Annotated in this window: 13 protein-coding genes; 1 reads left to right on the top strand and 12 read right to left on the bottom strand. The window is 43.1% G+C overall.

The genetic code is table 11. The features are described 5' to 3' along the window. Positions 1-89 precede the first annotated feature (89 nt). On the bottom strand, positions 90-2,768 hold the full coding sequence (locus tag ACXAEO_RS04775; RefSeq protein WP_474878599.1) for a calcium-translocating P-type ATPase, SERCA-type: 2,679 nt from the start codon (positions 2,766-2,768) through the stop codon (positions 90-92). 135 nt (positions 2,769-2,903) lie between these two features. On the opposite strand from ACXAEO_RS04775, the gene ACXAEO_RS04770 reads away from it, so the two are divergent. Then, positions 2,904-4,619 carry an Rqc2 family fibronectin-binding protein gene (locus tag ACXAEO_RS04770; protein ID WP_474878597.1) on the top strand — a complete coding sequence of 572 codons (1,716 nt, stop codon included), beginning with the start codon at positions 2,904-2,906 and terminating at the stop codon, positions 4,617-4,619. Between the two features lie 59 nt (positions 4,620-4,678). On the opposite strand, the gene ACXAEO_RS04765 is transcribed toward ACXAEO_RS04770, so the two are convergent. The 11 genes from ACXAEO_RS04765 to ACXAEO_RS04715 all read right to left on the bottom strand — a co-directional run bounded on the left by ACXAEO_RS04765 (position 4,679) and on the right by ACXAEO_RS04715 (position 20,071). Next, positions 4,679-5,569, bottom strand: coding sequence for a TetR/AcrR family transcriptional regulator (locus ACXAEO_RS04765; RefSeq protein ID WP_474878594.1), 891 nt, complete (start codon positions 5,567-5,569; stop codon positions 4,679-4,681). A gap of 95 nt (positions 5,570-5,664) precedes the next feature. Beyond that, complete coding sequence (locus ACXAEO_RS04760; RefSeq protein WP_474878592.1) at positions 5,665-8,778, bottom strand: efflux RND transporter permease subunit; 3,114 nt, start codon at positions 8,776-8,778, stop codon at positions 5,665-5,667. After that, a complete protein-coding gene (locus tag ACXAEO_RS04755; protein ID WP_474878590.1) occupies positions 8,775-10,307 on the bottom strand; it encodes an efflux RND transporter periplasmic adaptor subunit in 1,533 nt (510 codons plus the stop codon). Before ACXAEO_RS04755 ends, ACXAEO_RS04760 begins: the two co-directional genes overlap by 4 nt. Before the next feature lie 260 nt (positions 10,308-10,567). After that, a complete protein-coding gene (gene pyrE, locus ACXAEO_RS04750; protein ID WP_474878588.1) occupies positions 10,568-11,197 on the bottom strand; it encodes an orotate phosphoribosyltransferase in 630 nt (209 codons plus the stop codon). Continuing rightward, entirely contained in the window at positions 11,194-11,952 is a 759-nt protein-coding gene (pyrF, locus tag ACXAEO_RS04745) for an orotidine-5'-phosphate decarboxylase (protein WP_474878585.1), read from the bottom strand. The genes pyrE and pyrF overlap by 4 nt, the downstream gene beginning before the upstream one ends. Further along, the gene (locus tag ACXAEO_RS04740) at positions 11,882-12,823 is read right to left on the bottom strand and encodes a dihydroorotate dehydrogenase (protein ID WP_474878582.1); all 942 of its coding nucleotides are present in this window, start codon (positions 12,821-12,823) and stop codon (positions 11,882-11,884) included. The genes pyrF and ACXAEO_RS04740 overlap by 71 nt, the downstream gene beginning before the upstream one ends. Then, on the bottom strand, positions 12,820-13,593 hold the full coding sequence (locus tag ACXAEO_RS04735) for a dihydroorotate dehydrogenase electron transfer subunit (protein ID WP_474878580.1): 774 nt from the start codon (positions 13,591-13,593) through the stop codon (positions 12,820-12,822). The genes ACXAEO_RS04740 and ACXAEO_RS04735 overlap by 4 nt, the downstream gene beginning before the upstream one ends. Next, positions 13,590-16,802, bottom strand: a complete 3,213-nt coding sequence (gene carB / locus ACXAEO_RS04730) for a carbamoyl-phosphate synthase large subunit (protein ID WP_474878578.1) — start codon at positions 16,800-16,802, stop codon at positions 13,590-13,592. The genes ACXAEO_RS04735 and carB overlap by 4 nt, the downstream gene beginning before the upstream one ends. Continuing rightward, positions 16,787-17,887, bottom strand: coding sequence for a carbamoyl phosphate synthase small subunit (locus ACXAEO_RS04725; RefSeq protein WP_474878576.1), 1,101 nt, complete (start codon positions 17,885-17,887; stop codon positions 16,787-16,789). The genes carB and ACXAEO_RS04725 overlap by 16 nt, the downstream gene beginning before the upstream one ends. Further along, the gene (locus ACXAEO_RS04720; protein WP_474878574.1) at positions 17,884-19,173 is read right to left on the bottom strand and encodes a dihydroorotase; all 1,290 of its coding nucleotides are present in this window, start codon (positions 19,171-19,173) and stop codon (positions 17,884-17,886) included. Before ACXAEO_RS04720 ends, ACXAEO_RS04725 begins: the two co-directional genes overlap by 4 nt. Continuing rightward, entirely contained in the window at positions 19,136-20,071 is a 936-nt protein-coding gene (locus ACXAEO_RS04715) for an aspartate carbamoyltransferase catalytic subunit (protein WP_474878572.1), read from the bottom strand. The genes ACXAEO_RS04720 and ACXAEO_RS04715 overlap by 38 nt, the downstream gene beginning before the upstream one ends. Between the last annotated feature and the right edge of the window lie 37 nt (positions 20,072-20,108).

The raw sequence follows: 20,108 nt of genomic DNA, 5'->3' as shown, positions 1-20,108 counted from the left end.
TACATATCTTACAAAAAATAGTTATGAAAAGAAAGCAAAAGAAAAGGTCATAGAATTGGATTCTATCACCTTTTGCATTATATCACAGTTCAAGTCGTTTTTCTTGTTAAAAGTGAACCCGCCAATAAAAAAGTTGGAACGCTGGCCATCCCGAGAATAATGAGCCACTCCCTCGGCATAATCGGCATCGTATGGAAAATTGGCTGCAACGGTGGATAGTAAATAACAATGAGCATTAATAAAATAGACGACAATACCGCACCGACCAAATACAGGTTTTCAAATGGATTTCTATCAAAAATCGACTTATCGCTTCGGCAATCAAACACATGGATGAGCTGAGCCATAACAAGCGTCGCAAACGCAATGGTTTGAGCATACTCTAAATTTGCCGGCGTATTGTCATATACAATCATAAAGGCTGCTAATGTCGCAATTCCAATCAAAAAGCCTCGGCTAATTACTTTCCATCCGAGCCCTCTCGCGAAAACTCCTTCTTTTGGATGGCGCGGCTTGCGCTTCATCACATTTTCTTCAGGTTGATCAAGACCGAGCGCCATTGCTGGAAGACCATCCGTCACCAAGTTAACCCATAAAATTTGGATAGGGACTAACGGAAGCGGAAGGGCCAAAATCATCGCAAACAACATAACTAAAATTTCACCGACGTTAGAAGCGAGCAAATAACGGATAAATTTCCGAATGTTTTCGTAAATGTTTCGTCCTTCTTTAATTGCTGCTTTAATTGTCGCAAAATTATCATCAAGCAACACAAGCGCAGACGCTTCCTTTGCTACATCTGTTCCGGTTATTCCCATGGAAATGCCGATATCCGCCGCTTTAATAGCAGGAGCATCATTCACGCCATCTCCTGTCATGGCAACAACATGCCCCTTTGCCTGCAGCGCCTTCACAATTTTCAGCTTATGTTCAGGCGATACGCGGGCATATACATACACATCGTCTACTACCTCTTCTAACTCATCTGCACTCATCGTTGATAGAGTCGTCCCGTCCAATACTTTTCCACCCGACTTTAAAATGCCTAACTGAGCAGCAATCGCTTTTGCCGTAATGACATGGTCTCCTGTAATCATCACCGTTTTGATTCCTGCATCTCGGCATTCCTTGACCGCTTCTTTCACCTCAGGTCTTGGCGGATCGATCATTCCTTGCAAACCAATCATAACAAGATCACGCTCTGCCTCGCGTTCGCTTTGAAACGTCTCATTAGTTACCTGACGATAGGCGATAGCAATGGTCCTTAACGCTTGACTTGCCAGCTGATTGATGGCTCTTTTGACCTCGCTGTTCATTGAGGCTGACATGGGCTGTAATTTGTTATCCCATAAAATATTAGCACTATTGGTCAGCAACACATCCGGTGCCCCTTTTGTCACCACATAACGTTTTCCATTCTTTTTATCCATGACGACCACACTCATCATTTTCCTCGTTGAATCAAACGGAAATTCTTGAATGATTTCAAATTGCTCCAAAGCAGCATCCCGATTAAATCCAGCTTTCATAGCAGCCACAAGCAGAGCAGCCTCTGTCGGATCTCCATCAACCGCGTATTCTGTTTCTTTTTTCAATAACGTCGTTTGATTACATAGCACCCCAAAAAGCAATAATTGCTGAAGTGGTTTAAACTGCCCCGGTTCCACTTCTTTTTCACCTAAATAAAATTGACCGTGAGGATGATAGCCCGTTCCACTTACATTCCACGTACGCCCTCCTGACCAAATATGCGTAACAGTCATTTTGTTTTGTGTCATCGTCCCCGTTTTATCGGAACAAATGACCGAAGCGCACCCTAGCGTTTCAACAGCTGGCAGCTTCCGGACAATGGCCTTTTGTTTAATCATACGCTGCACACCGAGAGATAAAGCAACCGTCACGATGGCCGGAAGTCCTTCAGGAATGGCAGCGACCGCTAACGATACACCAGCCAAAAACATTTCATATAAAGCGTGCCCTTGAATGACACCAATTCCGACAACAAGTACAGTCAATAGCAATGCAACAATGATTAAAATTTTTCCTAGCTGCTGAAGCTTTCGTTGAAGCGGTGTTGTGACCGCCTCCGCATTTTGCAAAAGATTGGCAATCTGTCCCATCGCCGTATTCATTCCTGTTCCTACAACTACACCTATTCCATTTCCTCTTGTAACGAGCGTTCCCATAAACGCCATATTACTTTGATCACCAAGCGGTACGTCCTGCCCCGTTAATGGCGACGTTTGTTTTGGTACAGGCAGCGATTCTCCGGTTAATGCCGATTCTTCAATTTCGAGACTTTTCGCTTCTAAAATGCGAATATCCGCTCCGATGCGATCCCCACTCGTAAACTTAATGATGTCTCCTGCCACAAGCTCTTTTGACGGGATGCGAATCCACTCATGATCTCTGAGCGCCATGACTTGCGGAGCGGATAATTCTTTTAACGCATCCAGCGATTTTTCTGCCCGCCTTTCCTGAAAGAAGCCTAAAAAACCGTTAATGATGACAATCGCAATAATCGCAATGGCATCAATGTACTCTCCAAGCAGACCCGAAATTAAAGTGGCAGCGAGAAGCACAAGCACCATAAAATCTTTAAATTGCTCAAGAAACAAAAGTAAAGCTGACTGTTTTTCAGCTTCTTGAAGTTCGTTCATTCCATCGTTTTTTTGCTTTTCTTTCGCTTCCTTTGTTGATAACCCTTCTTCTTTTGTCGTTCTCGTCATTTGTAGTACGGCTTTTTCACTCAGTTCATACCACTTCATGCCATTTCTCCACACCCTTTACCTTCATTCTCTATATCGTAAGCTTATTCAGACTCGTCCTAAAACATGCTATACTTTTAATACAGTGTTTGGAGGCATGACGCTCTAAGCGCTTTGTGAAAGGAAGGGAAAGATATGTCGTTTGATGGGATGTTTACATATGCGATGCTGCAAGAGCTGAAAGCGAACCTTGAAACAGGACGCATTAATAAAATTCACCAGCCATTTCCGAATGAGCTGATTTTTCAAGTACGGGCAAAAGGTGTGAATCGAAAGCTGTTAATTTCAGCTCATCCGAGTTATGCACGCGTACACTTTACAAATGAGGCGTACGATAATCCAGCTGAACCACCAATGTTTTGTATGCTCCTTCGAAAACATTTAGAAGGAAGCATCATCGAAAAAGTGGAGCAGCATGAATTGGATCGTATTTTAATTATTGAAACAAAAGGCCGCAACGAAATTGGCGACCTAATTGAAAAGCAACTAATCATTGAAATTATGGGGCGCCACAGTAACATTGTCCTTGTCGATAAAGAGAAGAACATCATCATGGACAGCGTAAAACATATTCCGATGTCATTGAACCGCCACCGAACAATTTTACCTGGCCACCCATACGTTCTTCCGCCACAGCAAGGAAAAACCAATCCATTTACAGCAGAGGAAGACACGATTTTAAAGAAGCTTGATTTTAATAGCGGCAAGTTGGCTGGACAGCTTGTTCAAGCATTTGAAGGCATTTCACCGCTTCTAGCAAATGAAATCGTTCATCATGCAGGGATCGCAAATCGAAGTTCACTGCCAAAAGCGTTCATAAAGATGATGACTTCTATTAAAGAACAATCATTTAAGCCGTCCTTAATGACAAGTGCAGGAAAAGACTCTTTTTACATGATTCCACTCTCGCACTTAAACGGCGACATTCAAACATTCAGTACATTGAGTGAACTTCTCGACCGCTTTTATTATGGAAAAGCTGAACGCGATCGAGTCAAACAGCAGGCGAATGATTTGCTGCAGTTCATCTCAAACGAAACAAAAAAGAATGAAAAGAAAGTTAAAAAGCTGGAACAAACTTTAAAAGATGCGGAAAAAGCACAACAATACCAATTATACGGGGAACTGCTTACTGCCAATATGTATAACATAAAACAAGGAGACAAAGAAGTAGAGGTCATTAATTATTATGATGAGGCAGGCGGAACGGTTGTCATCCCGCTCGATCCACAAAAGTCACCGTCCCAAAATTTGCAAGCCTATTTCCTAAAATATCAAAAAGCCAAAAACTCTGTAGCTATCGTGGAAGAGCAAATTGACAAAACAATGGACGAAATCCGCTATTTCGAAGGGTTAATGCAGCAAATGGAGTCCGCTTCTCCGAAAGATATCGCAGAGATTCGAGAAGAGCTTATCGAAGAAGGATACGTGCGAAACCGAAAAGGCAAACAGGCAAAAAAGAATAAACCGCAAAAACCGATGCTTGAACAATACACCTCAAGCGATGGAACCGCTATTTTAGTTGGCAAAAACAATAAACAAAATGAATATTTAACGAACCGCCTTTCGGCAAGGGATGATATTTGGCTTCATACGAAGGATATCCCTGGTTCTCATGTCGTTATCCGAAGTCAAACACCTTCAGATGAAACGATTTTGGAAGCCGCCCATTTAGCTGCCTATTTTAGCAAAGCGAAAAGTTCGAGTGCTGTGCCTGTTGATTACACAAAAATTCGCCATGTGAAAAAGCCGAGTGGCTCCAAGCCAGGCTTCGTTATTTATGACAACCAGCAAACAGTCTACGTAACACCAAGCGAAGAGCTTGTTTTAAAACTTCGTAACAACAAATAAAAACATAGCTTGTTAAGCATCCAATCAAAAAAGGCCCCTATTCAAAAGGGCCTCTTTTGCTATGCGCTCATTTGTTGTAACTTGAGTAATTCTTTAAGCTTGGCACAATCTTCCTGAAGTTCTGGTACTTTCTCAAGATACTCAATTAATGCTTTTAATAAGAACGGTTTCGGCTTTTTGTTAGCACTTTCTTCTCCAAGTAAGGACAATGTTTGTAAATATTCCTCTTCCGCATCTACCTTCGAGCTTTTCACGGTATATTCCATCTGTCTCAACAGCAACTGGATTTTTTGCGCTTTCAACAGCGGGCTCTCCGCTCCCTCTTGCATCTCTCCGCCAAGTGCTTCGATAGTTAAGAATGGCTGTGGTTTTTCTTCCATCAACCCTTTCACGACGATATTTAACATCGTCGCTATGAATACAGCCGCCTTCTTTCCATCTACATTTAAATCGTGATGCTGTGATGTGTGCACATACTCGATAATACAGCCTTTCAAAAGAAAAATTAAATCACCTACATACTCTTCGATTTCGGGACCATAAAGATCAAGCAGAAATTCCTTATTCCACGTGTTCATTTGCTTAATTGTACATTCAACAGCTTCGTTCATTTTTCGATTTTTAAATAACGGTAAATCAAAAATGCTCATAAGCAAATGAAGTTGATTGGCAAGGACCGCCTCAATACAAATCGACAGAAAATCCACTAACTTCTCGTAACGAGAGTGATAACCTTTTGCATATATTTTCACCAGCTCTGTTTCAATTCGTTTCGGAATGAGCGCACAAATTTGATACACTAAATCTTCTTTTGAACTGAAATGCTTATAAAATGATCCTTTCGCCATACCGCTTGCTTTCGCAATTTCCTCCACCGAAGTAGAGTTATAACCCTTCTCTGAAAACAAGCGAACAGCCGCTTGCATAATGTCTGTTTGTTTCTCGTCCATCTAATCTCCCTCCTTCCCCACGTTTTAATTCCTACTTGTAGAGCAAAAATGTCCTAAAAACCTTTAAAAGGCTTTTAGGACATTTTCCCCTTTATTTACACGGAAAGTTCACTTTCTTTCGCCAATAGCCTTTTTGTTTTCTTTTCTTGACGTTTATTTTTATAAGCAGCAAGTACCATATATAAAGATGGTACCACCAATAAAGTCAAGATGGTAGAAAAAATCAGTCCGGAAATAATCGTAACCGCCATCGGCTTAAAGAGAACATCTCCTCGAATTGCAAGCGGCAGAAGTCCAACAATCGCCGTCAAGGATGTCAGTAAAATTGGGCGGAAACGGGCCTCAGTTGCTTTAATGACCGCTTCACGCAACTCCATCCCTTCATGTCGCGCTTCTTCAATGAATTCAATTAAGACAATTCCATTTCGCACGACCACTCCTGCTAATGAAATAATTCCCATAACCGTCATGAAACCGAGCGGCGTTCTAGTCAGGAATAGCCCAATAATCCCGCCCGCCGTCGATAAATAAACGGTCGTCATAATGATAAATGGAAGTGATAATGAATTAAACTGCATCGTAATTAACACGATAATCAAGAAAACAACGACAATGGAAAGCTTCCCTAAATCTATGAAGGTTTCAGCTTGCTCAGAGGTTTCTCCCCCTGTTTCCCATGCATAGCCTTCCGGGAAATTCACGGTGTCAAGCTTCCCTTCAATTTCCGCCATGACTTCCGTTGCTGTTCGGTCCTTCACATCTGCTTCCACTGTAATCGTACGGACTAAATTGTAGTGAGCAATTTGCTGAATCGAGAACGACGGCTTCACCTCACCAAGCTGCGTTAACGGAATCTGCTCTCCTCTTGCATTAGTCACACTAAGTTGTTGAAACAGAACCGTTGGGTCCTCATTATCATTTTGCAAATACAGTTTAATATCCAGCGTATCTGTTCCTGTATCGAACTGGCTGACGTTCACTCCTTCACTAATTAAACGGAGAGTACGTGACAAATCAGTATAATTGACAAGATTTTGATCCATGGATTGTTTATTAACTTCAAACTCAAGCGCATATCGTTCAATCCCTAGATTATCTTGAACATCATACGCTCCTGGTGTTGCTGCAACAACCGCTTTAACTTCTTCAGAAAGCGAGCGGAGTTTCCCTAAATCCTCACCCACGAGGCGAATCGATACTGGTTTTCCAACAGGTGGTCCCGATTGTGGCACTTCCGCTACGACCGAAATCCCAGGATACATTTCCTTGAATTTTTGCGTCCATTCCTCAACTGTCGTTTCCAGTTCCATCTCTTCTTCGTTTCCCACAATGGCAAGCTGACCAATCGCTGGTCCTTGACTTGGTAATGTTCCAACGCTGCTGAATACTTGGGGAGCATTACTACCTGCTGCTGCCGTCACTTTTTCAACTCCCGGCTGCTTTTGTACCCATGCGGAAATTTCAGTCACTTGACGGTTCGTTTCTTCAAGTGATGTTCCAACAGGCATCTCCACTTTAATCGTGAATTTCGGTTTATCTTCACTTGGGAACAGCTCAACCGGTGTAAATGGCACTAATCCATAAGCAAGCGTCCCAATTGATAAACCGATCAGCGCCGTAAACAGCGGACGTTTCAGTACTTTCGGCATCAGAACACCGGAGTAAAGACGAGTAAGCGTCTGAATTTGTTTCCCTAATAGTCCAGCAGGCTTCATGCCGCCTTCTTGTACACGCGCACGACCATTTCGCTTTTCATACCATTCACGGAAAATAGGAATAATGGTGAGTGACATAATCATTGATGCAAGCATCGTTAATGTAATAACAGTCGGAATCGGCTTAATGAACGAACCGATATCCCCTTTTAAAAACATAAGCGGAGCAAAGGCAGCAATTGTCGCCAATGTCGCCGTAATAATAGAAATCGCTACTTCCTTTGTTCCTTTAACAGCCGCAACAGAAGGACTTTCACCAAACGTCGTTAATCTCCGTTCGATGTTATCATTTACCACGACGGCATCATCCACTAAAATCCCTAACACAATGATTAAACCGATGATAGTAATTTGGTTTAATGTAATCCCTAAAAACGGAAGGAACAACAAACCTGACGCAATGGAAATCGGGATAGCAAGTGCCACAACCGATGATGTAATCATGTTTAAACCGAGTGTACAAATTAATAGAACCGCTCCAATTGCGATGGATGTTTCAATAGACAAATCATGAAACAGTTCATCAACCCGGTCTTTTTGTGCGTACAACGATTGAAGCTTCGCATATTTCGGAAGAGTTTTTTCGAGTCTATCCATCATGTTATTCACATTTTCATGGACCGATGGAACGTCACTTCCTGTTTCCGCGCTCACGCTAATCGTTACGGCCGGCTTTCCGTTCACATATGCCAAATAATTCGGTTTTTCATGCGTAAGAACGGCCGACCCTACATCCTCTAAGTAAATTGGAAATCCTTCTTGCGTTCTTGACACAATAACCTTATTTAAATTCTCAGCTTGCTGCGTTTCTTTTATGATGAGCTGATACTCACGCTCGTTATAGTCGAGCTTCCCCATTGGAACGCGCTCATTTTCCGTTTGGACAGCCTGCATGAGCTGTCCCCAAGAAATGCCGTATTGCTGCATTTTTTGCACATCGATGTCAATGCGTATTTCTTCTTCCGGAATCCCTTTAATCGTCACTTCCGAAATAGATGGGATGGTTCGAAGCTGATCTTTCCATGACTCCATTAAATCATTCAGCTTGTAAACATCCTCTTGTGAAGAGGCATACACAGCAAACGATTGAATGAAGGCTTTTGTTAAATCATCATTCACATTTGGCTGGTCTGCATCTGCAGGAAGCTCAGCTTCAGCATCCTGCACTTTTTTACGAACCTCATCCCACTTTTGCTTTGCATCAACATCGTCATCGGCAAAAATAGTAATAGTTGACAGTCCATTAGCAGATATCGAGGTAATTTTCTCGATTCCTTGCAATTCTTTAATTTTCTGTTCAATTTTCTTCGTCACATTTTGTTCTACTTTTTCCGGTGTCGCACCAGGATACGACGTTGTGACAATGGCTTGCTTCAAAATGACATCGGGCATCTCCTGCTTCGGCAGCTGAAAAAAGCTCAGCATCCCGATGATGACAATAAGAGAAAAGAATAAGAGTGTAATTTTCTTTTTCTTGACGAGGTATTCAATCATTGACTCTTACCTCCGGCAGCCTTCAGCGCATCCCCCTCAAACAATAAGTCGGCACCGCGGGTCACAATTTTGTCGCCTTCTTCTAAACCGCTGACGATATGAATTTTGTTGTTAATGAGTTGGCCTGTTTCTACTACTGTTTTGACAGCCTTCCCTTTCACTTCCTTAAAGACATACGGTTCTTCTCCATTGCTGATGACAGCCTCAATCGGCACAAGAATACCTGTGTTATCAGAAGATACACGGCTTGCTTTTACGACTTGCCCAGGGAACCAATCGAGCTTTTCATTTGGAATAATTACCTCAACGCTGATTGTACCTGTTCCTGCATTTGTTTGTGGGTAAACTTTATTAACTTTTCCTCTTCTTGTTTGATCGTGAAGTAAGACATTAACCTCTTGACCAACCTGCCATTCGTTAATATCTTTATCTGGAACTGGAAGAAGCACCTTTAACTGATCCATGAGTCCAATCTTATAGACGGCTGTTCCAGCATTGACTAATTGCCCTGTGGACACTAATTTTTCTAAGACAACGCCTGAAATTGGAGACGTCAGAGCAGTTTTAGACAATAACAGTTCCGCCTGTTCTTTTCCAACAAGTGCCTGTTCGTAGGCAGCTTGTGATTGTCCTTTCGCAGCAACGGCTTGGTCTTTCGCCGCAATGGCTTGGTCTTTCCCTGCAATCGCTTGCCCTTTTGCTGCCTGTGATTGCCCTTTTCCAGCTTGAGCTTGCTCCTTGCCAGCTTCTGCTTCTTCTAATGAAGCGTACACTTTCTGTCGTTGCTCTTCTGTGGCTCCTTCTAAAATAAGAGATAAGGCTTGCTCTGCATTTTCTACATCTTTTTTCGCATTTGAAAGCTGAAGCTGAATGTCTTCATATTCCTTTTTCGAAACAAGTCCTTCTTGATACAATCCTTTTACACGTTCAGCATCTGTGTTGATTTTGTTATAAACGCTTTTCGCTCGGTCGACAGCAAGCTTCGCTTGTGTTTTTTCTTGCTCACGCGCGCCTTTGTTTAATTCATCCAAACTTGCCTGCACGCTATGTATACGTGAAGTGGCCGCTTTAATATTTGCTTCTGCCGATTTAATGGCCTCATCAGAAGAAGCCACTCCAGCTTGCGCCGATTGAATACCTACATCTGCCGCTCGAATTGCCGCATCTGAAGAATTCAACGCAGCTTGCGCCTGTTGGATCGTTTTATTCGCATTTTCTACTTGAAGCTCATATTCAGCGGCATCGAGTCTTGTCAGCACACTTCCTTTTTTGACGGAATCACCAATATTTGCGCTCATATCAACGATACGTCCGCCTACCTCAAATGACAAAATGGTTTCATCATATGGTTGTAATGTTCCTGACAGATTGGAAATCGCATCTAACGACTCCTTACTTACCGCTGTTACTTCCACATTTTTAGCTTCTGTTTGCTCTTCCTTCGCCCCGCTTGCTTCTTTAGCCGAACACGCGGCAGAGGTAAACGTCAAACTCATCGCAATCATTACTAAAGGCCAACGATTCTTCACCCTTCTCGCTCCTTCTCTATCTTTCTATTATGTTGTTAATTCCCCATCTTTTAAAGCACAGGCCTATCCATTTTCACTACCCTTTGTACTATCAAGTCATTTTTGACCAACGAGTTCACAAACTGAATTATAGATTCCAATCTCCCCCCTGTCAACAAATAGGCAAAAAGTCATTTTTTAATTTTTTGTTAACAAAAGAGATTACATATCACAAGCATAAAAAAATAGACATGGGCGCTGATTTTGCCCATGTCCGTTTTTTAGACCATCCAATCCTCTGCTGCCGGATTTTCACGCCATTTTATTAATTTTGCGTAGTCTTCTTCTTGAATCGTTCCTTGTTCCACCGCTTTTTCAATTAAGGAAGAGTAGTCCGTCAATGAAAATGCTTTAATCCCTTCCTGCTTAAACAATTCCGTAGCTCGTTCCATTTCATATGTAAAGATAGAGACAACCCCGATGACTTCACATCCCGCTTCTCTTAAAGCCTCTACCGCTGTCATGACGCTTCCGCCTGTTGAAATTAAATCTTCAACGACAACGACTTTTTGACCTTCCATCACTTTTCCTTCAATTTGGTTGCCCCGTCCATGTTCTTTCGCCTTACTGCGCACGTAACACATCGGCAATTCAAGTGCTTCACTCACCCATGCTGCATGCGGAATCCCAGCTGTAGCTGTCCCTGCAATCAATTCTGCGTTTCCAAAATACGTTCGAATTAAATGTTGGAGCCCTTTCGCAATTTCCTTACGAACAGCTGGGTAGGATAACGTTAAACGATTATCACAATAAATGGGGGACTTTATTCCTGATGCCCAAGTGAACGGTTCATTCGGACTTAAACAAACAGCTTTAATGTCGATTAAATGTTTTGCCATCTCTTTTTTCATACTTGAACACCTTCCCATTGTTGTTTTACTTGCTTATATGCTTCAAGTGGCTGCTGAGCCGCGGTAATGGCACGGCCAACAACGATGGCACTCGTCCCATTTATTCTTGCCGTTTCCGGTGTGGCCACCCGCACTTGATCGTCTACTCCTTGATTCGCAAGACGAATGCCCGGCGTTACCGTTAAGAACGCATCTCCTGCTTGCCTGCGAATCATCGGAACTTCAAGTGTTGAACAAACGACACCGTCCAATCCGCTTTTTTTGGCTAAATCTGCATAGTGAAGCACAACCTCTTGAAGCTTATGCTCGATTAACTGCTCTTGCTGCATTTGTGTTTCCGATGTACTGGTTAACTGCGTCACGGCTATACATAACGGCCGGTGCTGCCCAGCAGGTGTTCCGGCATCCAATCCTTCTAACGCTGCTTCCATCATTGATTGCCCTCCAAGAGCGTGAACATTGACCAGATCGACGCCATAAGAAGCAAGTGACTTCATGCCGTTCTTAACTGTATTAGGAATATCATGCAGTTTTAAATCAAGGAAAATTTGATGTTGTTGCTCTTTTAAATACGTAACAATTTCCAGACCTTCTTGATAAAACAGCTCCATTCCGACTTTTACAAACAACTTTTCTCCTTCAAATTCATTCAAAAAGCCCTTCACTTCTTGAATGCCAGGAAAATCAAGAGCAATGATTAATGGCTTGTTCACGTTGTTTCCAGCTCCTTCCGATGCACTCTGAGATGTGTTCATACCCGTATGTTTCCAACACGCGAGGCAACTCTTCAATAATGGTCGGGCATACATACGGATCCACAAAATTGGCTGTCCCAACCGCTACCGCACTTGCTCCTGCATAGAAAAATTCGAGTACGTCTTCTGCACTCGTAATTCCACCCATTCCAATAATCGGAATATGAACTTGTTGACTGACTTCGTGAATCATTCGAATTGCCACCGGTTTAATGGCTGGACCGGATAATCCTCCTGTACCATTTGCTAAAATCGGCTTTGCTGTTTTTAAATCCAATCTCATCCCAAGCAATGTGTTAATCATCGTTAACCCATCTGCCCCCGCTTGTTCAATCGCTTTTGCCATCTCCACGATGTTCGAGACATTCGGTGACAACTTTACATAGACAGGAACAGACGATACTTCTTTTACTTTTTTCGTTAAATCGCCGGCAATTTGAGGATCAACACCGAATGTAATGCCACCTTTTTTCACATTCGGACAGGAAATATTTAATTCAATGGCTTTCACATTCTCAACCGTTGAAATCTCTTTTGTTACGTGAACATACTCTTCGACAGAAGACCCTGCTACATTCGCAATGATTGGCACATTGTATTGGCTGAGCCAAGGAAGTTCTTCACTCATCACTTTAGTTAAACCAGGGTTTTGTAGCCCGATCGCATTCAGCATGCCAGAGGGTGTTTCAGCGACGCGCGGTGTTGGATTGCCAAAGCGCGCTTCATCTGTTGTTGCTTTAATCATAATCGCCCCAAGCACATCAAGCGAATAAAAATGCGCATATTCACGACCAAAACCGAAGCAGCCAGATGCCGGCATGATTGGATTTTTTAACGATAATCCTGGTAACTCCATCGCTAACATGCTCATAATACTACCTCCCCGCCTTTAAATACTGGTCCGTCACTGCATACTTTTTTGTAGGCAGCCGATGCCTCATCGACACGGCACACACAGGCAAAACAAGCTCCAATGCCGCACCCCATTCGCTCTTCAAGCGATAAGTATACGTTTTTATGCGAATACGCCTGCTCAAGCGCCTTCAACATTGGCGTCGGGCCGCATGAAAATAACGTATCAAACTGAAGATTGTATTGGGTGATAACATCTGTCACAAATCCTTTTGTCCCAGCCGTTCCATCAACCGTTGCTACATATGTTTCTCCTAATCTTGCAAACTTCTCTTCATAAAATGCATCTTCACTCGATTGAAATCCTAATACATGAATGACGTTCACACCTTTTGCCGTTAACCGCTGTGACAGTTCATAAAGGGGTGGGACACCAATCCCTCCGCCAACAAGCAAAGCCGTTTCCTGCTTTGTCATCGTATCTGTCGGAAATCCGTTTCCTAAAGGACCTAGCACGTCCACCTTATCACCCGGCTTCTTTTCAGCCAGCTTTTTCGTGCCCGCTCCTTCAGCACGGTAAATCATCGTAAACTGCTGCTTTTCCCGATCAATGGAGGAGATGCTGATAGGACGTCTTAACGTCGGAAAATAATCATCGTTTACACGTATATGCACAAATTGACCAGGCTCGTTCATTTGGGTAACGAGTTGACCCGTTAAGGTCAACTCGTAAATATGGCGCGCAATGTTTTTTTGCTCGACAATCTCCATTAGTTCCGTTTTTCTCATGAAGACACCACCTCACGTGTTGTTTCAGCTTTACGCATTGGGGCTGTATGGAAGCCCATCGTTTCAAGCACTTGTAAAATCGCTACTGCTGTATCTAGTGAGGTTAAGCACGGAATTCCGTTTTCTACTGCTTCACGTCTAATTTTGAAGCCGTCACGCGCAGGCTGCTTTCCTTTTGTTAATGTATTAATAACAAGTTGCGCTTCTCCTTTACGAATTGTTTGAAGCAAGTTCTCTTCATCTTCACCAATTTTATTCACAACTTTTGTCGGAACTCCTTCTTTTTCAAACACGGCTGCTGTTCCTTCTGTTGCTAAAATGTGATAACCAATATTGTTGAAGCGTTTCGCTAGTTTGATTGCTTCCGCTTTATCTTTGTCTGCCACTGTAATCAGAACGGAACCGTAAGGCTGGATGGAGATACCGGAACCAATCAACGCTTTATATAAAGCTTTTTCAAGCGTCGTATCTTGCCCCATTACTTCCCCTGTCGATTTCATTTCAGGGCCTAATGTAATGTCGACTCTTCTTAATTTCGCAAATGAGAAGACCGGTGCTTTCACGTACACCCCTTCTTCTTCTGGGTGGATCCCTGTTTCATAGCCGAAGTCCGGCAGTTTCGCTCCTAAAATAACCTTTGTCGCAATGTTCGCCATCGGAATTCTTGTAATCTTACTTAAAAACGGTACAGTACGGCTTGATCTTGGGTTCACTTCGAGTACATACACTTCCCCTTCTGAGAGGACAAACTGGATGTTCAGCAAGCCGATGATTTTCAAGCCTTTTGCAAGGCGAATCGTGTAATCGACAATTTTATCTTTAATCTCCGTCGACAAGGTTTGAGGCGGATACACCGCAATCGAATCACCAGAGTGAACACCTGCCCGTTCGATATGCTCCATAATGCCTGGGATATACACGTTTTCTCCATCAGAAATGGCGTCTACCTCAATTTCTTTTCCTGTTAAATAGCGGTCAATTAACACCGGATGATCCGGGTTCGCTTCTACCGCGTGTTCCATGTAATGAAGAAGCTCTTCGGTTTTATAAACAATTTCCATCGCACGGCCGCCCAACACATAGGATGGTCGAACTAATACGGGATAACCGATATTTTCGGCAATTTTAACGGCCTGCTCAACAGAAGTAGCCGTTTTTCCAAGCGGCTGCGGAACACCAAGTTCTACAAGCATTTTCTCAAATTTATCACGGTTTTCTGCTTTGTCTAAGCTTTCAAGAGATGTGCCAAGAATACGCACACCGCGGTTTGATAGTTCTTCCGCTAAGTTGATAGCTGTTTGACCGCCAAACTGAACGACAACGCCGTAAGGCTTCTCCAATTCAATAATGTGCATCACATCTTCAACGGTTAACGGCTCAAAGTACAACTTGTCAGAAATGCTGAAGTCTGTTGATACCGTTTCAGGGTTGTTGTTAATAATGATGGCTTCATAGCCCGCTTCACGAATCGCCCATACGCTATGAACCGTTGCATAGTCAAACTCGACACCTTGACCGATGCGAATCGGACCGGAACCAAGAACAATTACGCTCTTTTTATCTGTGACAATCGATTCATTTTCCTCTTCGTACGTTCCGTAGAAATAAGGTGTTTCTGATTCAAACTCTGCTGCACACGTATCAACGGTTTTATAAACCGGCACAATGCCGTGCTGCTTACGGTAATCATACACTTCACGTTCACTCATACTCCAAAGCTTCGCAATCGTTTTATCCGAAAAGCCCATCTCTTTCGCTTCTTGTAATACATCTGCCTGACCGACTGCTTTTTTGAGTACTTCTTCAAATTTCACGATGTTTTCCATTTTCACTAGGAAGAAAAGATCAATTTTACTCCATTCATACAGCGTTTGAATGCTAATGCCGCGTCTAATTGCTTCTCCGAGGTAAAACAACCGCTCATCTCCAGCAACCCGAATGCGCTTTTCAAGCAATTCTGCACTAATTTGATCAGCATCTTTCAGTTCTAAATGGTACACTTTTGCTTCTAATGAACGAACCGCTTTTAAAAGTGATTCCTCGAGCGTGCGGCCGATTGCCATAACTTCCCCTGTCGCCTTCATTTGCGTACCTAATTTACGGTTAGCCGACTCAAATTTATCAAACGGCCAGCGCGGAATTTTGCTGACCACGTAATCGAGTGCCGGCTCAAACGATGCATACGTTTTCCCTGTTACCGGGTTCATCATTTCATCTAGCGTTAATCCTACTGCGATTTTTGCCGCAAGCTTTGCAATTGGATAGCCTGTTGCCTTTGATGCCAGTGCCGACGAACGGCTTACACGCGGGTTTACTTCAATAATGTAGTAGTTGAAGCTATATGGATCTAATGCAAGCTGCACGTTACATCCACCTTCAATTTTCAACGCGCGAATGATTTTTAATGAGGCATTGCGCAATAATTGATATTCTCGGTCACTAAGCGTTTGGCTCGGCGCGACGACAATGGAATCACCTGTATGTACGCCAACTGGGTCGATGTTTTCCATGTTACAAACAACAATTGCATTATCATTGCTGTCACGCATTACTTCATATTCAATTTCCTTAAAGCCGGCGATGCTTTTTTCAAGTAAACATTGTGTCACCGGGCTGTGCTTTAACCCGCTTGTAACAATTTCGATTAGTTCTTCTTCATTTTCACAAATTCCACCGCCTGTTCCTCCAAGCGTATAAGCAGGGCGGACGATAACCGGATACCCGATTTCTTCAACGAATGCGTACGCTTCTTCTAAATTATGAATAATTGCGCTCGGCGGCACCGGTTCCTTTAATTCATTCATTAACGTGCGGAACAAATCACGGTCTTCCGCCTGTTCAATCGCGCTTAATTTCGTTCCTAAAATTTCAACGCCAAGCTCTTCTAATACGCCTGATTTTGCCAATTCCACCGCAAGATTCAACCCTGTTTGCCCGCCTAATGTCGGCAAAAGTGCATCTGGACGCTCTTTTCGAATGATCGATGTCACAAATTCAGGAGTAAGCGGCTCAATATAGACTTTGTCAGCAATTTCAGAATCCGTCATAATTGTCGCTGGGTTTGAATTCACCAAAATGACTTTGTATCCTTCTTCTTTTAAAGCGATACATGCTTGCGTACCTGCATAATCAAATTCTGCTGCTTGCCCGATGACGATTGGTCCTGATCCGATAACTAAAATGGTTTTAATGTCTAAGCGTTTTGGCATAACTCATTCCCCACTTTCTTGTTTGTTTCCATCAATTCGATAAAGCGATCAAATAAATAGTTCGCATCCTCTGGTCCTGGTGATGCTTCAGGGTGATATTGAACTGTGAAAGCAGCATATGTATCATGCTTCAAGCCTTCTACCGTACCATCATTCAAGGCCACATGCGTCACAGACAATCCTGTTTCCGCTAATGACTCCTCACGTACTGTGTAACCATGGTTTTGTGAGGTCAGCGCCACTCGGTTTGTCGCTAATTCTTTAACCGGATGATTCGATCCGCGATGACCGAACTTCATTTTCTCCGTATCTGCTCCGCAAGCGAGGGCAAAAAGCTGATGCCCTAAGCAAATTCCAAACAACGGAACTTTCCCTAATACTCCTTGAATCATCTGGATAGCTTCTGGCACATCTTTTGGATCTCCAGGTCCATTGCTTAACATAATGCCGTCAGGATTTAACTGTAAAATCTCATCTGCTGTTGTATGATGTGGAACGACGATGACATCGCAATTACGCAGCGTGAGTTCCCGTAAAATGCCGTGCTTCATTCCGAAGTCGACAAGTACTACTTTCTGCCCGCGCCCTGGGCTTGGATAAGCTCGTTTTGTCGACACTTGCTGAACTTGATTCGTTGGCAAAACAGTTGCTTTTAACGAATCCACGACTTCCTCTACATTTACATCCATGCTGCACATTTTTCCTTTTAGCGTACCGTATTCGCGAATTTTTCTTGTCAGCTTTCTCGTATCGATTCCCGCTAATCCAGGAATATTTTTTTGTTTTAAAAATTCATCCAAGGTCATGGAACTGCGGAAGTTCGATGGAACTTCGCAATATTCTTTCACGATTAAGCCGTTTACTGCCGGCTCGATTGATTCAAAATCATCGCGGTTAATACCGTAGTTGCCGATTAACGGATATGTTAACGTCACGATTTGTCCGCAATAAGAAGGATCTGATAAAATCTCCTGATAGCCTGTCATTCCTGTATTAAAGACAACCTCTCCTGTTAATCCAGTGTCACTTCCAAATCTTTTTCCTACAAATACGGTACCATCTTCTAAAATGAGTTGACGCTTCATACCGTTACACTCCCTTTCTCCCATACGCATTTTCCATCTACAAATGTCATGACTGGCCAACCTTTGCAAGCCCAGTCCGTAAACGGCGTGTTTTTCCCTTTTGATGCAAAGTTTGCCGGGTCAATGTTTTCTTCCTGCTCCAAATCGATAATCGTAAGATCAGCTGCGCTGCCAACTTCTAGATGGCCTAATGATAAGCCGAATGTATGCGCTGGTTTGCTTGTCATCCAGTTAACAAGCTGTGCTAAGCTGCAAATGCCTTTTTGAACAAAGTTTGTGTACATAAGCGGGAACGCTGTTTCTAAGCCGACAATCCCGAACGGAGCAAGCTCCATTCCTTCTGCTTTTTCCTCTGCTGTGTGCGGAGCGTGATCTGTTGCGATGAAATCAATGGTGCCGTCTAGCAATCCTTCAATCAACGCTTGTTGATCTTCTTGCGCTCTTAATGGTGGATTCATTTTAAAGTTTGGATCTAATCCTGGAATATCTTCTTCACTTAATAGTAAGTGATGCGGCGTTACTTCTGCTGTCACACGAATGCCGGCTTTTTTCGCATCACGGATGACGCGGACAGATTCTTTCGTGCTCACATGGCAGACGTGATAATGGCAATCGGCCGCTTCTGCTAATAGTACATCTCTTGCAATTTGCAATGATTCACAAATGGATGGAATCCCTCTCACCCCATGCTGCTTCGCAAACTCTCCGTCATGTACACAGCCTTTATTAATCAATTCATTGTCTTCACAGTGGGCGACAATTGGCATATCCAGTTTCGCCGCTTCCTTCATTGCCTCAAGCATCATAGCAGATGACTGAACCCCTACACCGTCATCTGTAAAAGCGAATGCTCCTGCTGCTTTTAATTGCTCAAAGTTTGTTCGTTCTTTTCCTGCCTGCCTCATTGTAATGGATCCATACGGCAATACACGCACATGTGCCGTTTCTGTTATTCGTTGCTGTAACCATTCCATCTGTTCTTTCGTATCTGGTACCGGTCTTGTATTCGGCATTGCCGCGATTGTTGTAAAACCGCCTTTTGCCGCCGCCAGCGTTCCTGTTTCAATCGTTTCTTTATGTTCTCCGCCCGGTTCTCTCAAGTGGACGTGTACGTCGATAAAGCCAGGAGCAATGAACTTACCATTTGCATCAATGATGTCATCTGACTCGTTTGCTACTAAATCGGAACCCATTGCAGCTATCTCATTTCCAACTACCTTGATATCTATTTGTTCAAGTTCCCCTTGTTTATTGAGCCACATGCCATTTTTGATTAAAATTGCCATTGTCCATTCCCCTTTCATTTATATGTAATGCTCTTGCCAATACCGCCATGCGAACGTAAACTCCATTTTGCATTTGCTTAAAAATCCTTGAGCGTTTACATTCGACCAGCTCATCCGCTATTTCCACTCCTCTATTCACAGGAGCCGGATGAAGGATAATACTTCCAGGCTTCATTTGTTTTTCACGCTCAATTGTCAACCCATAGCGTAAGTGATAGTCATCCGCCGCCTCTGATTGCTTGCCATGACGCTCAAATTGGATTCTTAACAGCATCACGACATCCGCTTGCCGGACAGCTTCATCTATATCAACGTATGTTCCAAACGTCATTGTTTCATCATGCCATTCTTTCGGACCTGATAAGTAGACCTCTGCACCAAGCTTTGTGAGCATTTCTGCATTGGAGCGAGCCACCCGGCTGTGACGGACATCTCCGACAATGGCCACTTTTAATCCTTTAAATGTTCCAAACTCTTGGCGAATCGTCATTAAATCAAGTAAACATTGAGTAGGATGCTGACCGCACCCGTCCCCTGCATTTAAAATGGGAATCGATACTTTTCCCATCAGTTCTTGGTAATACGCATCTTGAGGGTGGCGGATGACGACCGCGTTTACTCCTATTGCCGCAAGCGTCTCAATTGTGTCATAAAGCGTTTCGCCTTTTTGGACACTTGATGTTGATACTTCAAAAGGAATCACGTCCAACCCAAGTCTTCGTTCAGCTATTTCAAAGCTGCTTTTCGTTCTTGTGCTCGGCTCAAAAAATAAGTTGGCCACAAACATTTTCTCACTTGGCTCCGATATCATCTGCCCTTGTCTGTAATGTTCCGCTTGATTTAATAACTGGGTGATTTCATCCACTGTTAATGATGAAACGGTTAGTAAGTGATTCATTTTCGTTCCCCCTTTTGAATTTTCGCCATAAAAAAAC

It is taken from the genome of Bacillus sp. ABA4_010, from assembly GCF_056159105.1.
This window is presented reverse-complemented; position numbering and strand designations above follow the sequence as displayed.

Excerpts from the sequence above, each read along its gene's own strand:
- ACXAEO_RS04775 (WP_474878599.1), bottom strand. The coding sequence starts at position 2,768 with ATGAAGTGGTATGAACTGAGTGAAAAAGCCGTACTACAAATGACGAGA.
- ACXAEO_RS04770 (WP_474878597.1), top strand. The coding sequence starts at position 2,904 with ATGTCGTTTGATGGGATGTTTACATATGCGATGCTGCAAGAGCTGAAA.
- ACXAEO_RS04765 (WP_474878594.1), bottom strand. The coding sequence starts at position 5,569 with ATGGACGAGAAACAAACAGACATTATGCAAGCGGCTGTTCGCTTGTTT.
- ACXAEO_RS04760 (WP_474878592.1), bottom strand. The coding sequence starts at position 8,778 with ATGATTGAATACCTCGTCAAGAAAAAGAAAATTACACTCTTATTCTTT.
- pyrE (WP_474878588.1), bottom strand. The coding sequence starts at position 11,197 with ATGAAAAAAGAGATGGCAAAACATTTAATCGACATTAAAGCTGTTTGT.
- pyrF (WP_474878585.1), bottom strand. The coding sequence starts at position 11,952 with ATGAACACATCTCAGAGTGCATCGGAAGGAGCTGGAAACAACGTGAAC.
- ACXAEO_RS04740 (WP_474878582.1), bottom strand. The coding sequence starts at position 12,823 with ATGAGCATGTTAGCGATGGAGTTACCAGGATTATCGTTAAAAAATCCA.
- ACXAEO_RS04735 (WP_474878580.1), bottom strand. The coding sequence starts at position 13,593 with ATGAGAAAAACGGAACTAATGGAGATTGTCGAGCAAAAAAACATTGCG.
- carB (WP_474878578.1), bottom strand. The coding sequence starts at position 16,802 with ATGCCAAAACGCTTAGACATTAAAACCATTTTAGTTATCGGATCAGGA.
- ACXAEO_RS04725 (WP_474878576.1), bottom strand. The coding sequence starts at position 17,887 with ATGAAGCGTCAACTCATTTTAGAAGATGGTACCGTATTTGTAGGAAAA.
- ACXAEO_RS04720 (WP_474878574.1), bottom strand. The coding sequence starts at position 19,173 with ATGGCAATTTTAATCAAAAATGGCATGTGGCTCAATAAACAAGGGGAA.
- ACXAEO_RS04715 (WP_474878572.1), bottom strand. The coding sequence starts at position 20,071 with ATGAATCACTTACTAACCGTTTCATCATTAACAGTGGATGAAATCACC.